The 13,874-nt window shown below is 33.3% G+C and carries 11 protein-coding genes; 7 read left to right on the top strand and 4 right to left on the bottom strand.

Going from position 1 to position 13,874, the window contains the following annotated elements; genetic code table 11:
• Nucleotides 1–78 precede the first annotated feature (78 nt).
• Both LNP81_RS07440 and LNP81_RS07435 read right to left on the bottom strand, forming a co-directional pair.
• On the bottom strand, nucleotides 79–672 hold the full coding sequence (locus tag LNP81_RS07440) for a hypothetical protein (RefSeq protein WP_230034657.1): 594 nt from the start codon (nucleotides 670–672) through the stop codon (nucleotides 79–81).
• A gap of 59 nt (nucleotides 673–731) precedes the next feature.
• On the bottom strand, nucleotides 732–1,277 hold the full coding sequence (locus LNP81_RS07435; RefSeq protein ID WP_230034655.1) for a hypothetical protein: 546 nt from the start codon (nucleotides 1,275–1,277) through the stop codon (nucleotides 732–734).
• 204 nt (nucleotides 1,278–1,481) lie between these two features.
• On the opposite strand from LNP81_RS07435, the gene LNP81_RS07430 reads away from it, so the two are divergent.
• On the top strand, nucleotides 1,482–2,189 hold the full coding sequence (locus LNP81_RS07430) for a LytR/AlgR family response regulator transcription factor (RefSeq protein ID WP_230034653.1): 708 nt from the start codon (nucleotides 1,482–1,484) through the stop codon (nucleotides 2,187–2,189).
• A complete protein-coding gene (locus LNP81_RS07425) occupies nucleotides 2,186–4,267 on the top strand; it encodes a tetratricopeptide repeat-containing sensor histidine kinase (protein ID WP_230034651.1) in 2,082 nt (693 codons plus the stop codon). Before LNP81_RS07430 ends, LNP81_RS07425 begins: the two co-directional genes overlap by 4 nt.
• Nucleotides 4,268–4,711: 444 nt before the next feature.
• On the opposite strand, the gene trxA is transcribed toward LNP81_RS07425, so the two are convergent.
• Nucleotides 4,712–5,032: a thioredoxin gene (trxA, locus tag LNP81_RS07420; RefSeq protein ID WP_262490194.1), complete on the bottom strand. Its 321-nt coding sequence runs from the start codon at nucleotides 5,030–5,032 to the stop codon at nucleotides 4,712–4,714.
• A 240-nt stretch (nucleotides 5,033–5,272) separates the two neighbouring features.
• Between trxA and LNP81_RS07415 the strand changes: the two genes are divergently transcribed.
• The 5 genes from LNP81_RS07415 (at nucleotide 5,273) to LNP81_RS07395 (ending at nucleotide 13,092) form a co-directional block, all read left to right on the top strand.
• The gene (locus LNP81_RS07415; protein ID WP_230034649.1) at nucleotides 5,273–7,741 is read left to right on the top strand and encodes an AsmA family protein; all 2,469 of its coding nucleotides are present in this window, start codon (nucleotides 5,273–5,275) and stop codon (nucleotides 7,739–7,741) included.
• 433 nt (nucleotides 7,742–8,174) lie between these two features.
• Nucleotides 8,175–8,654, top strand: a complete 480-nt coding sequence (locus LNP81_RS07410; protein ID WP_230034647.1) for a hypothetical protein — start codon at nucleotides 8,175–8,177, stop codon at nucleotides 8,652–8,654.
• 87 nt (nucleotides 8,655–8,741) lie between these two features.
• Nucleotides 8,742–9,137: a (deoxy)nucleoside triphosphate pyrophosphohydrolase gene (locus LNP81_RS07405; RefSeq protein ID WP_255700737.1), complete on the top strand. Its 396-nt coding sequence runs from the start codon at nucleotides 8,742–8,744 to the stop codon at nucleotides 9,135–9,137.
• Nucleotides 9,134–12,283, top strand: coding sequence for a DUF3427 domain-containing protein (locus tag LNP81_RS07400; protein ID WP_230034645.1), 3,150 nt, complete (start codon nucleotides 9,134–9,136; stop codon nucleotides 12,281–12,283). Before LNP81_RS07405 ends, LNP81_RS07400 begins: the two co-directional genes overlap by 4 nt.
• Before the next feature lie 494 nt (nucleotides 12,284–12,777).
• A complete protein-coding gene (locus LNP81_RS07395; protein ID WP_194615273.1) occupies nucleotides 12,778–13,092 on the top strand; it encodes an HPF/RaiA family ribosome-associated protein in 315 nt (104 codons plus the stop codon).
• Between the two features lie 54 nt (nucleotides 13,093–13,146).
• Here LNP81_RS07395 and LNP81_RS07390 read toward each other — a convergent pair whose 3' ends face one another.
• Nucleotides 13,147–13,803: an oxidoreductase gene (locus tag LNP81_RS07390; RefSeq protein ID WP_230034643.1), complete on the bottom strand. Its 657-nt coding sequence runs from the start codon at nucleotides 13,801–13,803 to the stop codon at nucleotides 13,147–13,149.
• Between the last annotated feature and the right edge of the window lie 71 nt (nucleotides 13,804–13,874).

Below are 13,874 nucleotides of genomic sequence, written 5' to 3'. Positions count from 1 at the left end.
CGTTAATTTCTAAAAAAAAAGTCTGACTATTGCCAGACCTTTTCCAAACATACTAATTCTAACTATCCAAAAATAAAATTATTGAGTTTGCTGAAATTTAAAAGTCATATCTCCTGCATAATATGTATTGCGCGCATTGGTTGGAAAAATAGTTTCTGCAGCCGTACTTGAAATATAGGCATATCCTGTAATGATGATATTTCCTGCCGTAATAGGATACGTCGCAGCAGATCCGTCAGTTTTTGTTCTGTTAATCCAGTCGTCGCTGTTTACGGTAAAAAAGTATTCTTTGTCTTTTGTAAGCGCAATTGGAGTGATTGTTTTTTCTACCGTAACATTTGCGGTTGGTACATTTATCGTTTCAGATTTTATAACCGTTTTGGTCGCCGCATCCCATAAAGTGATTCTTAATGCAGCATTTACATCTGGAATTTTTACTACCAAAGCATTTATTTTACCGGTTACTGTTGGTTTAAAACTGAAACCATATTCGTAAATTCCTGAGTTTTTTACATCGACTGCTTTCTGGCTAAATCCCGAACCTGCCATATAAGCATCAAGAGGGTTTTCTTCGTTATACTTAACAGCTTCTTCTTTATCGTCATCACTGCTGCAGGAAATGGTCAATAATGCAATGGATAAAATGGTAAAAATGGTTTTTAAAGTTTTCATAATAATGTAGTTATTTGGTTATTCTTTCGTTCAATAAATTATTTTGTATTCTTTTAAAATTAGGGTTGAATATTAAAATAAGCACACACTTCTTCGTAACTCATTTTAGCATAGTCCGGTTTTGCGGCTTTTCCTGTTGTAGCCGCAACGCCACCAGGAATCAAAATATAACGCCAGCTAAGCGATGTTGGAAGATTTACAGTTCCTCCTGCATCATGTCTAAATCTGAATAATTTGATCTTTTTTGCTGTAGAAATAGCTGTAATTGTATTCACAAATCCGCCCGCTGTCGACGTGTAAGGCAATGTGTAAGTACCTGAACCAAAAGACACATAAACCAATACGGTTCCTTTTGCCAGAATATCTTCTGATAGTTGTGGTGCATTAATCGATGTAGACATTCCTGATGTTCCATCTATTGTCTCTGCAACTGCCGTTGGCGCTGTTAGCCACGCACTATAAATAACATTTGCTGTTCCTGTTGCTCCCGCCGGACCTGCTTGTCCGTCAACTCCGTTTACTCCGTCGGTCCCGTCATCGCTGCTGCATGAAATGGTAGAAATAGCAACTAATAAAATGGTAAAAATGGTTTTTGAAAATTTCATGATAATTTTGGTTTTAAATTTGGCTAAATGATTCTTATTTAATTCAATAACATTATTTTTGCAATAATCAACTGATCGTAAAAGAGTATTTCTTTTTATCTGATGATTGAATTACAAGACAAATTTGCAGGATTAAAATGTGCCGAAAAACCACTAATAGACGAACAACATTTTAAATAGACAGACGACATAAATTCCAGATAAATGACCAAAAAATACACTTGTATTATTATCGACGATGACGAAATAGACAGACTTACGGTATTATCGTTTGCCAAGAAGTTTCCTGTTCTGGATATTCTGGGTGTTTTTGAATCGGCAGAAGATGCGCTTCCGTTTATCGAAAAAGAAAAAGTTGACATCTTATTTCTGGATATTGATATGCCGGGCCTGAACGGAATTGAGTTTAGAAAAAAAGCTTTAGAAATTCCGGTTTGTATTTTTATTACCGCACATCCTGAACATGCCGTAGAAAGTTTTGAGATCGAAACATTAGATTTTATCGTAAAACCCTTAAAACTGGATCGCTTTGCACAAACCGTAAGCCGTATCGAAGAGTTTATGGAAATCAAACTCAAAGCATCTCTTTTTGAAGCCAGTATTGGCGGCGATACCATTTATATTAAAGAAGGTCACGAACAAACGAAAGTCAAACTGCATGAAATTTTATATCTCGAAGCCTTAAAAGATTATACGTTGGTTATTACCGATAAAAAAAGACATTGCGTTTTATCGAGTATTGGTAATTTGTTGAAAGAAGATCACTTTCAGTCTTTCATCAGGATTCACCGAAGTTTTGCGGTGCAGAAACAATTTATTCAAAAGATCAATTCAACCGAAATTATTCTGAACAACAACATTGCTATTCCCGTTGGCAGAAGTTATAAGGAAAACCTAAACTTGTTCTCATGAAAAAAATGGGGTTCTTGTTTCTGTTTTTCATCAACTTGACTGCTTTTGCGCAGCAGGAACCCATTTTGTCCAAGTATAAAACCCAACAGGAAAAACTAAAAGTCTGGCTAAAATATACCAATGAAGTTTTGGATGCCGAAGATTATCCCAAACTCATCATCGCCGCTCAAAAAGGAATTGACCTTTCTAAAAATCAGCTTGCCTACAAATCAAGATTTTATTTCTTAAAAGGAAATGCCTACGAATTCAATAACAATCAGACTAAAGAAGCGTCCGTTAATTATGAACTTGCTTTAAAATATGCGCAAGAAGCAAGACATCTTAAAAACGAAACATCGACTTTGATGCGTCTGAGTTATGCCTATTATGCACTGAATGAAACTTCGAAAAGAAAAGCATTAATCGAATACATCAAACAAGTTCTGGACACCACAAAAAGCACGTATACAAAATCTGTTCTGTACGGAAGTCTGGGCGAATATTACCTCGATAATGCCCAATACGAAACCTTTATTGATTATCAGCTACAAGCCATTAACTACAAAAAACTGCTCAAAAAAACAGTAGCCAATGATGAAACCATTGGCGTTTCGTACAGTCAGATTGCAGCGGCTTACACCAAAATGAAACAATTTAATAAGGCTATTGAATATCTTAATTATGCCCAGCCTTATATCAAAACGTCTCCTTATATCAGTGCATTTTCCTGCAACTATTATTTGCAATGTTTTGTGCCTTTAAAAAATCTGGACAGCATTCAAAAATATTACAACTTAGCGTATACTTTTCCATCCAAAAAAGACTCTTTATTTCTTAATCTAAGTTTTGCCAATCGAAGCGTATCTGAATATTATGCTAATGAAGGCCAGATAAACACTGCATTTAATTATGCTAAAAAAGCAGTTGTATTAGGAAAAAAATCCAACGATCAGGATATTATTATGGAAGCCAATGCCGTAATGGGAAGAATTTTATATGAAAAAGGAGACTATAAAAAGGCGATAGAAACCTTAAAAAAAGCGTCGAAAAATGCTTTGACCTACGATAAGGAATCCTTTGTAAATATTAATAAAAAACTATCTCAAAGTTATGCCGCATTAGGACTCTGGAAAGAAGCTTTTTATTATAACGAAATCTACAGCAAGTCGAATGACGAAATGATGCAGGAATCGGCGAAGCAAAATATTGCCAATGCCGAGGCGCGTTACCAAAACAAAACCAAAGGACAGGAAATCAAGAATCTTTCGACTCAAAACACGCTTAAAAACATTCAGATTGACGAAGCTAAGAAACAACGCATCTTTCTCATTTCGGGATTAATTCTAGTGGGAATCATTGGATTATTATTATTCAAACAAAATCAAAACCGAAAGAAAACCAATCAGAAATTACAGCTTTTGAATCAGGAACTCGATGAAGCCAACAAAATAAAAGCGCGGTTCTTTAGTATTTTAAACCATGATTTACGAAGTCCGGTTTCGAATTTAATTCACTTTCTACATCTTCAAAAAGAAAACCCCGAATTGATCGATGAAGAAATGGCTGCAAGAATGCAAACCAAAGTTATCACCGGAGCAGAGAATTTATTATCCTCGATGGAAGACATTCTATTGTGGAGCAAAGGCCAAATGGAAAACTTTAAACCGCATTTTAAAGAAATTCCGATTTCTGTTTTATTTAATGAAACCAAGAACCATTTTTCGGGCATAGAAAACATCCAAATATCATTTGAAGATCCCGAAAACATCATCCTAAATACAGATGAAAACTACCTCAAAACCATTATCCGAAACCTTACCGGAAACGCCGTAAAAGCATTAGAAAAAACCGAAAACGGAAAAATAATCTGGAAAGCCTGGCAGGAAAACGAAGTTCAATACCTCTCCATTTCAGACAATGGTCCAGGCGGAACTCAGGAACAATTCAAAGCTTTATACGATGATTCAGAAGTTATTGGCATCAAATCCGGTTTAGGATTGCATCTCATTCGGGATTTGGCTACAGCCATAAACTGCAAAATCGAAGTCAGCTCAAAACCTGAATTCGGAACTACTTTTACTATAAAAGTTTGCCACTAATTACACTAATTAGCACGAATTAAAATTCAGTCTGTTTTTTTGCCACAGATTAAAGGATTAAAATGATTTTTATAATCTGTGAAAATCTTTTAATCTGTGGCAACCTTTTTTAAGCATTATCCAAAATAAGTAATTCGTGCTAATTCGTGAAATTCGTGGCAAAAAACCTTTAAATAAAAAAGCCTTAAATTCCTCTAGTTTATTATTGTTGCCAATTTATTTAAACACATAGAGACATAGCTTTACATTCCGAAAAAAAAGAATGAATAAAAAAACACGTTTCTTTCACATAGCTATGTGTGTTCAAACAAATGAAATGCCTTTTTTATTAAGTTACAAAAGCTATGTTCCTATGTGTTTAAAAATATGCACAATCCAATTTTATTCCAATAAAAAAGGCTTGACTTTCGCCAAACCTTTTTTATATAAATCATAATCTTACGATTACAACAAAGCGTCTAAACTATCTGCGTAGGTTTGTTTCGGAGCAACTCCTACTTGTTTTCCTACTACTTCACCGTTATGAAAAACCAAAACGGTAGGTATGTTACGCACACCATATTTTGCAGCGAATTCCTGGTTAGCATCTACATCCACTTTACCAACAACTACTTTACCTGCGTATTCTTCGCTGATTTGGTCAATGATTGGACCAACCATTCTACAAGGACCGCACCATGCTGCCCAAAAATCTACCATTACTGGTTTATCTGATTTCAAAACTACTTCATCAAAAGTAGCATCTGTTATTGCTAATGCCATAATTTCTTTTCTTTTAAAATTATTGTCTGAATTGTTTCGTTTCAAACTAGAGTACAAATTTAAAAATTAAATACTAATCATACACCATTCTTAAATTAGTTTTAATTATAAATGCATTGTCATTTATTATATCATTCCCATGTTTTTATAAAATAAGTTATAACTTACATATATTGTGGCACATCTTTTTAAAATAAGCTCGGTTTTTTACCTTATCTTTAGTAATCCAGAAAATTCCTTGAGATGTCAGCAACTTTACTCCACATAAAAAACTTCTTTCAATCCGTTCGATTTAAAAAATATGCCAAACGCTTTGGCTATTTCGTATTAGGACTTATTGTGTTGTTATTAATTGCTTGTGGTGGATTGTCTATTTATTTTAATCGAAATAAAACCGAAATCATCGCCAAGATCAATACGAAGATCAATGAAAACATCAACGGAAAATTTCATGTTGGCGATTTTCATTATAAGTTTCTAACCGGTTTCCCTAATTTTACTTTGGCCTTAAAAGATGTCGAACTCAAAGACAATCAATGGGCAACTCACCAACATACTTTACTAAAAGCAACCGAAATCGAAGCGCGATTAAACGTTTGGAGTTTACTGCAAAACGAAATCAACATGCATAAAATCCTCATCAACGATGCCGATATTTATGTTTATAAAGCCGAAGACGGTTATTCGAACGCCAATATCTTTAAACCCAAAAAGAAAAAATCGCCCGAAAATAAATCAGATCGCGAAACTACCATTGACCAAATCGACCTCAACGATGTTCATTTTATTCTGGACAATCGCCTTGGACATAAATTGTTCGATTTTGATGTTGCCAGTTTAAAAACAAAAGTAGATTATGACGGAGATAATTGGCAAACTGATGTTTTTCTGGACACACAAATAAAGAGTTTAGCTTTTAATACCGTACACGGCAGTTTCGCCAAAGAAAAAGAACTCAAAGGAACTTTTAATGTTGCCTATTCTGCTCAAAAAGAACGAATTGATGTCGTAACCCGAGATCTAAAAATAGGAAGAGACTCTTTTGATATTATTGCTTTTTTTAATCTGGCCAAAGGAAATGCCCTTTTCGGAATCAATATTGGAACTTCTATTTTATGGCAAAATGCTTCGAATGTATTATCGGCAAATATTAGTTCGAAATTAAATCGCTTTAATCTGAGTAAACCCATCGATGTCAATTGCGACATAAAAGGCGATTTTAATGCCGAAGGCGATCCCAGAATTGTCGTTCAGGCCATCATAAAAGACAACGAACTGAGTATTCCCGACGGATTAATTAAAAAATGCCATTTCAAGGGAATTTTCACCAACAATTTCAAACCAAAAGACGGTTACAACGATGCCAATTCGGCTATTATCCTGACCCAATTTGCAGGCGAATACGAGAATATTCCGCTTACGATTCCGCAATTGGCGATTAATAATCTCGAAAAACCAGTCGCGACCGGAAACGTAAATTCAGATTTTGATGTCGAAAGACTCAACCAAATCAGCAATGACAAATGGATTCAGTTTTCGGCCGGACACGCAAAAGCCAATCTCAAATTTCAGTTTGATATCGTCGATTTGTACATTACAAAACCACGTTTTATTGGTAAAATAGATGTCGATGACGCCTCATTTCATTATATCCCAAAGAATGTTCATGCCGTAAAAACCAACATTCATCTTGATTTTACTGAGAAAGCATTGCTTATCAAACAAATCACATACAAACATCTTAAAAACACCATTTTAATCGAAGGTAAAATCGACAATTTTCTGAACCTTTATTACGACGCGCCCGAAAAAATGATCGTAAACTGGAAAATCTATTCACCATACATCGATCTTAAACAATTTTTGGGTGTTTTAGCCACTTCGCAAAAAACAAAAGCCATAGCGAAAACCCATAAAAGAACCACAATTTCGAACCAAATACGAACCGCAATCGACAAATGTGCTGTAGTAATCGACATCAAAGCCGATAAAATTAGTTACAACAAACTAACCGCAACCAACACAACCGCAACCGTACAAATGATCGATTCGAAATTGGTGATTAAAAACGGTTCGCTGCAAACTTCCGGCGGAAGCATCACGTTTAACAGCGAAGTACAACCAAGCGGAAAAAACTTTGCTTTTAGCTCCAACGCGCAGGTAAACCGGGTCGATATTGCGAGTTTTTTACGATCGTTTAATAACTTCGGAGTCAAATCTTTTAGCCCGAATAACATCAAAGGAAAACTCAGCAGTCAGGCCAATGTTACCGGATTTATTAATAGCAATGGCGAGCTGATCACCAATTCTATGCACGGCAATTTGGCGTTCAATGTCAATCAGGGTGCTTTGGTCAACTTCGAGCCTATCGTAAAAATTGGCAAGTTTGCTTTTCCGTTCCGCGATGTCGAGAATATCACGTTTAGCGATTTATCCGGCAAACTTAAATTGCGCGGAGAACAAATCGATGTCAATAATTTTACCATTAGTTCCAGTGTCTTAAACCTCGATGCCGAAGGTATTTATTCCTTTGGCCGAGGCACCAATCTCGCCCTCACCATCCCACTCCGAAACTCCAAAAACGACATCAAACTCGCCACCAAAGCCGAACGCGATGCCGTTCGCGACCGCGGAATTGTCCTGCATTTAATTGCTCTGGACGATGAAGGAAAAATGAAAATTAAATGGGGGAAGAAGGATAAAGAAAAATGATTTTGCCACAAACTCATCTCAATCTTGTCATGCTGAGGAAAGACCTGTTCGCCGCAGCGAAAGCAATCACACTAGAAGCTCGCCAAAGATTTGTCACTCTGAGCGAAGTCGAAGAGCTCTTTCAACTTATAATTTGTAATTTCAAAATACTGTAATTTCAATTTTCAGGAGCTATTTCCTGCTGTCCACTATATCTTTCGTGGTGAACCCCACCACAAAAGGATGCCGCTCCCATCAGGGCTAGGGCTTTTGGTTTCATAAGAAGTTTAGGAATATTAAGTAACGCCTGTCAGAAATGATTGGCGTTTTTTTTATGGAGAAAATTGAAACAAAAATGAGGACAATTGTAAGCGGGTCAATTATCGACTAAAAACTACATTTGAATTAAGCATGTTTTAAAATATTTTTTAGTAACAAAATCCATTTTCAAGAAATGAAATATTTAGCAGAAATAATTTTCGGAAAAGATCAAGTAAGAAAATTTCATAATAATGAACCTTTAAATGATTTTGAAAAAATAATCAACTTAAAAAAGTATACTTTCGAAACTTGGGTAGAAAGAAATGCATTTTACAAAGGACTTGGTGAAGCAATGGGTTGGTTAGAATTCGAAGTAATTAAAGAATACGAAGAGAAAGATAGCAAAGAAGAAAAAGAAGATGACGATAAATTTGATTATTGGTTATTCATTGAGAAATATTATCCAAAATATTCTCATTGCGATAATGTTTTACTAAGCGATATATTAACTAGAAAACTTGTGGGTGAAGAGATTTGTGAGCAAGACGAAGAGAATATTAAAGATTGGGATGTTAGAAATGAATTATTTGCAATAGATAAAGAATTACTTTGTAAAGCTTTTGAAAATTATTTTAATATTTCTTATCCTGAAAATCTTATTCCTAAAAATTAATAAGAATAGTTAATGTGATTATATTTCACTAATATTAAACTTCGTTATCAAATTAGTATTTATAAATCATTTACCGCATTATTAAAAATGTCTAAAATCATAAATGTTACTTGTGCAATAATTTTAAAGAATGAAAAAATTCTCGTTGCGCAAAGAAATGAAAAAATGAAATTACCTTTAAAGTGGGAATTTCCTGGCGGTAAATTAGAAATTAATGAAAGTGAAATAGATTGTATCAAAAGAGAAATCAAAGAAGAAATAAATATCAATATTGAGGTGTTACAAAAATTATCAAATAATATTCATGATTACGGTACTTTCAAAATCAATTTAATTCCTTTCCTAGTTCAATATATTTCAGGTGAAATCAAACTAGCAGAACATAAAGATTACAGATTACTAGAAAGATCACAATTATTAAACCTTGATTGGGCAGAAGCAGATTTACCAATCGTTGAAGAATTTTTAAAACTTGAAATATGAACCAAGGATTATATGAAGAATTAGTTACCAAGCTAATAAACTACAAAATAAACGAATTAGATAAAGATACATTTCAAATAAAAAAGACTTCAATAGACAAAGCCGAAGCATCTCAATTATTATCACAGCATATTGGCAAAGTCATCAAATATGCATTAGAAAATTTACCGAAACAAAAGGAAATTGATTTAATAGATAATCAAATAAAAATTTCGAATAAGATAATTCAACTATTAAGAGATGAATTAAAAAACGAAGAGTTTGAAGGCGATTTAATTGAAACAGAAGGAAAAATATTGAACGCTGTTTTCACAAAAGTCGATGCTCATTTTAAAGACTTAGATCTACATTTAAAAGAAATTACACCTTACACTAGACTAATTCATAGCGAGCTTTTTACTGGAGGAAATGCAGGAACAACTTTAGAAAGTGAATTACGAAAGGAGATATTATCTTCAGATAAAATCGATTTACTAGTTTCTTTTATTAAATGGAAAGGTATTCGAATTCTTGAACGTGAATTAAGAGAATTTACAGAAAGAGGAGGAAAACTGAGAGTCATTACAACTACATATATTGGCGCAACAGATTCTAAAGCTGTTGAATTCTTGGCCTCATTAGAAAACACAGAAGTAAAGGTTTCATATAATACAGGAAATGAGCGTTTACATGCAAAAGCTTATTTATTTCAAAGAAATACGGGATTTCATACTGGCTATATTGGTTCTTCAAATTTTTCCCGTTCAGCTTTAACTGATGGACTAGAATGGAATTTAAAAGTTACTACTAAAGAAGTTGGACATATTATTGATAAATTTAAAAAAACATTTGAGGCGTATTGGCAAAATGCAGACTTTGAATTATATGATGAAAGTATTCATTCTGAAAAATTAGTTGATGCTCTTAAACAAGGAAGATTTTCAAAAGAATATACTTTTACTACAGCTTATTTTGATATCAAACCTTTTCCTTATCAAAAGGAAATTCTTGAAAAACTAGAAGTTGAAAGAACGGTTCATAATCGATATAGAAATCTTTTGGTAGCTGCTACTGGAACGGGGAAAACTGTAATTTCTGCATTTGACTACAAGAATTTCAGGACCAATAATAAATCCTCTAAATTGCTTTTCGTAGCACATAGAAAAGAAATTCTACAACAAGCAAAAGCAACTTTTCAAGGAGTTTTAAAAGATAACAACTTTGGTGATTTATGGGTTGACGGAATTGAGCCTAATTCTAATGAATATCTTTTTGTATCAGTACAAACTTTAAACAATAGATTAAAAGATTTAAAACTTTCTCCAGAATACTACGACTTTATTATTCTTGATGAAGCTCATCACGGATCAGCTTCAAGTTACAGACCTTTTCTAAATTATTTTAAACCTAAAATCTTATTAGGATTAACTGCAACTCCAGAAAGAATGGATAATGAAAATATCCTAGATGATTTTTGTAATCGTATTGCAGCAGAAATAAGACTTCCTGAAGCATTAAATAAAAAATTATTAAGTCCTTTTCAATATTTTGGAATTACTGATAGTATTGATTTGACAAATGTAAAATGGGAAAAAGGTAAATATGTAGCAAGCGAATTAACAGCCTTATATACTAAAAACAATATTCGTGTTGGGGAGATAATTACAAATCTTAATAAATATCTTAATGATATAAATGACATTCGTGCAATCGGTTTTTGTGTAACTGTTGAACATGCTATTTTTATGACTGAAAAATTTAATTTGGCAGGATTAAAAGCAAATTACTTAACATCTAAAAATGCAAGCGAAAGAGACAGAATTCGAGAAGAATTCAAAAAAAAAGAATTCAATTATTTATTTGTAGTTGACATTTTCAATGAGGGTGTGGATATTCCTGAAATTGATACCGTTTTATTTTTAAGACCAACCGAAAGTTTAACCGTTTTTCTTCAGCAATTAGGTCGCGGTTTACGTTTGGCGGAAGGAAAAGATTGTTTGACTGTCTTAGATTTTGTTGGAAACTCAAGACCTGAATATGATTTTGAAAGTAAATTCAGAGCATTAATTGGTAAAACAACAACTTCAGTTCAAAAAGAAATTGAAGATGATTTCCCTCATCTTCCTTTAGGCTGTTCCATTGTTTTGGAGAAGAAAACAAAAGAAACAATTCTTGAAAATATTAAAAAAGCTACATCCTTAAATGTAAATCAACTAATTTCTAAAATTATAAATTTTCAACACCAAACAAATTTACCGTTAACTTTAAATAATTTCATTGAATTGTATCATATTCCTATTGAAACTATTTACAAAAAAGATAGCTGGTCAAGATTATGTCAACGAGCAGGAATAACTGATGATTTTGAAAACATAAATGAAAAACAAATTTACTCTGCAATAAGCAACAAATGGCTTTCGACCAACTCAACAAGTTATTTTAATTTCATTTTAACGATCGCAAAACAAGGTTTCAATATTAGAATCGATGATTTCGATGAAAACCAAAAAACCATGTTATTAATGCTACATTATGATGTATGGCAAAATGCTGGAGGATTCGATTCTTTAGAAAAAAGTATAATTCAAATAAGAAAAAATAAAACTCTTGTTAATGAGATTATCGAAGTTTTAGAAATATTAATTGATAAAATTGGTTTTAAAGAAATTGATATTCAATTACCTTATGAACAACCATTAAAATTACACGCTCGATATACGAGAGATCAAATACTAGCAGCTTTCCGTTTAAGTACATTCGATAAAAAATCATCTAATCGAGAAGGTGCAGCAGAAAATAAGAGCTTAAACACAGAAATACTTTTTATTAATTTGATTAAATCCGAAGAGAACTTTTCGCCAACAACTATGTATGAGGATTATGCTATAAGTGAAACATTATTTCATTGGCAATCACATAATGCCTATGGACCAGAAACAGGCAAAGGAGTTTCATACATAAAACATATTGAAAGCAATAAAAAAATATTACTTTTTATTAGAGAAAAAGGAAAAGATGAAAATGGAAATACACTTGGATATGTTTTTATTGGCGAAGGTATTTTTAAAGAAACTGAAGGTTCGAAACCTATGAATATAAAATGGGAGCTAAATGAGCCAATGCCTAATTATCTTTGGAAAGAGTCTGCAAAAATGTCAATAGGTTAGAAAACATGATAGAATATTCAATCTTAGAAATCCCAACTGTACTTAATTCACCTATAAAAATCATAGACGTTCTTTACAATTGTCATGTTTGTGAGTACGAAATTGAAATAAATATGTTTGTCGATGATAATAGCTTTATAAAATGTGATGTATGCGAACACATAACAAAATTTAAAATTAAAAAAATCTAAATCGTTAAACGTAATTGCAGAAAGACAAGTTTGACAAGTGCAACGGGCTTCGACTTCGCTCAGCCTGACATACCGACTTCGCTCAGCCTAAAAAAATACAATAAAAAAATCTGTTTTTATCTGCGTTTTCACGAAGTGAATCCGTTAAATCCGTGTTCGATAATAACATTTCGGAAATCGCCAAGTCTGATAAAAAAATGGCCTTGAAATTTTCTAACATTTTTTCATAATGTTTTATTAACTCACTTGGGTTTTCATTCTAAAAAAGATAGCTTTGAGAATAATCATTAAATATAAACCGATATGAAAATTCAAATCAATACCGACAAGAACATCGAAGGACACGAAAGATTAGCAACTTATTTTTCTGAAGAATTAGAAAAAGGTTTAGCTCGTTTTGAAGAAAAAATAACCCGCATTGAAGTACATTTTGGAGATGAAAACGGAGAAAAATTCAGCTTAAACGATAAAAAATGTGTGATTGAAGTTCGTGTAGCCAATTTACAACCCTTAACCGTAACAGATCACTCGGATACACTGGAAAAAGCGTTTAGCGGTGCTCTTGCCAAAGCAAAAAAATCACTTACTACGACTTTCGAAAAACAGAAATCGTTTTAATTTATATATATCAAATGCAAATGGCATTATCTCTAATCAGGATAATGCCATTTTTTATTTCAGCAAATGGGTCATTTCTTCCCAATGCAATATTTTGACTTTCTCGTTGAGTTGGCTCGCACTATTGACCATTGCTTTGGCGATATGGGCTGCTTCTATTCCTTTATACTTATTCATTCCTCCCATAAACAAAGGATTAATCAATTTGAATATTCCGATAAACACTTTTTCCAACGGTCGGCTTTCTTTTCTGTCGCCTAAAATCATCGATGGACGAAAAATATGGGTATGATCTAAATTCAGATTGATAATATCCTGTTCGGTTTCGCCTTTCATTTTGGTATAAAATATCGACGATTTTGCATTTGCTCCAATGGCCGAAACGAGAAAAACTGCTTTCGCTCCGTTTTCTTTGGCCAGTTTTGCCGCTAAAACCGGATAATCATGATCGATTTGATAATATAGTTTTTTATCGGGTGTTTTCTTTTGTGTGGTTCCGAGTGCTATAAAAACTTCATCTACCGGAATGCCTTTTACAACTTCGGTCAGCGAATTATAATCTCCAATTATTGTTTTTAATTTGGTATGCTGAATGTTCAGCGCTGCCCTGACCACGATTATTACTTGTTCGTAATTGGCATTATTCAACAACGTTTCGAGGATATAAGATCCTACTAATCCGCTTGCTCCGTATACAATTGCTTTTTTCATGATAAGGCGATTTGTTTTCTCGAAGTTAGAAAATTATAGGCTTACTTTATAAATAAACTTTTAGGAGCGGG

Source organism: Flavobacterium piscisymbiosum (genome assembly GCF_020905295.1).
GTDB classification, from domain to species: Bacteria; Bacteroidota; Bacteroidia; order Flavobacteriales; family Flavobacteriaceae; genus Flavobacterium; species Flavobacterium piscisymbiosum.
Note: the sequence above shows the minus strand (reverse complement) of the source record. Positions and strands in the feature narration are given on the sequence as shown.

Coding starts and splice junctions, on each gene's coding strand:
- LNP81_RS07440 (WP_230034657.1), bottom strand. CDS start 672: ATGAAAACTTTAAAAACCATTTTTACCATTTTATCCATTGCATTATTG.
- LNP81_RS07390 (WP_230034643.1), bottom strand. CDS start 13,803: ATGAAAAAAGCAATTGTATACGGAGCAAGCGGATTAGTAGGATCTTAT.
- LNP81_RS07395 (WP_194615273.1), top strand. CDS start 12,778: ATGAAAATTCAAATCAATACCGACAAGAACATCGAAGGACACGAAAGA.
- LNP81_RS07400 (WP_230034645.1), top strand. CDS start 9,134: ATGAACCAAGGATTATATGAAGAATTAGTTACCAAGCTAATAAACTAC.
- LNP81_RS07405 (WP_255700737.1), top strand. CDS start 8,742: ATGTCTAAAATCATAAATGTTACTTGTGCAATAATTTTAAAGAATGAA.
- LNP81_RS07430 (WP_230034653.1), top strand. CDS start 1,482: ATGACCAAAAAATACACTTGTATTATTATCGACGATGACGAAATAGAC.
- LNP81_RS07425 (WP_230034651.1), top strand. CDS start 2,186: ATGAAAAAAATGGGGTTCTTGTTTCTGTTTTTCATCAACTTGACTGCT.
- LNP81_RS07435 (WP_230034655.1), bottom strand. CDS start 1,277: ATGAAATTTTCAAAAACCATTTTTACCATTTTATTAGTTGCTATTTCT.
- LNP81_RS07410 (WP_230034647.1), top strand. CDS start 8,175: ATGAAATATTTAGCAGAAATAATTTTCGGAAAAGATCAAGTAAGAAAA.
- LNP81_RS07415 (WP_230034649.1), top strand. CDS start 5,273: ATGTCAGCAACTTTACTCCACATAAAAAACTTCTTTCAATCCGTTCGA.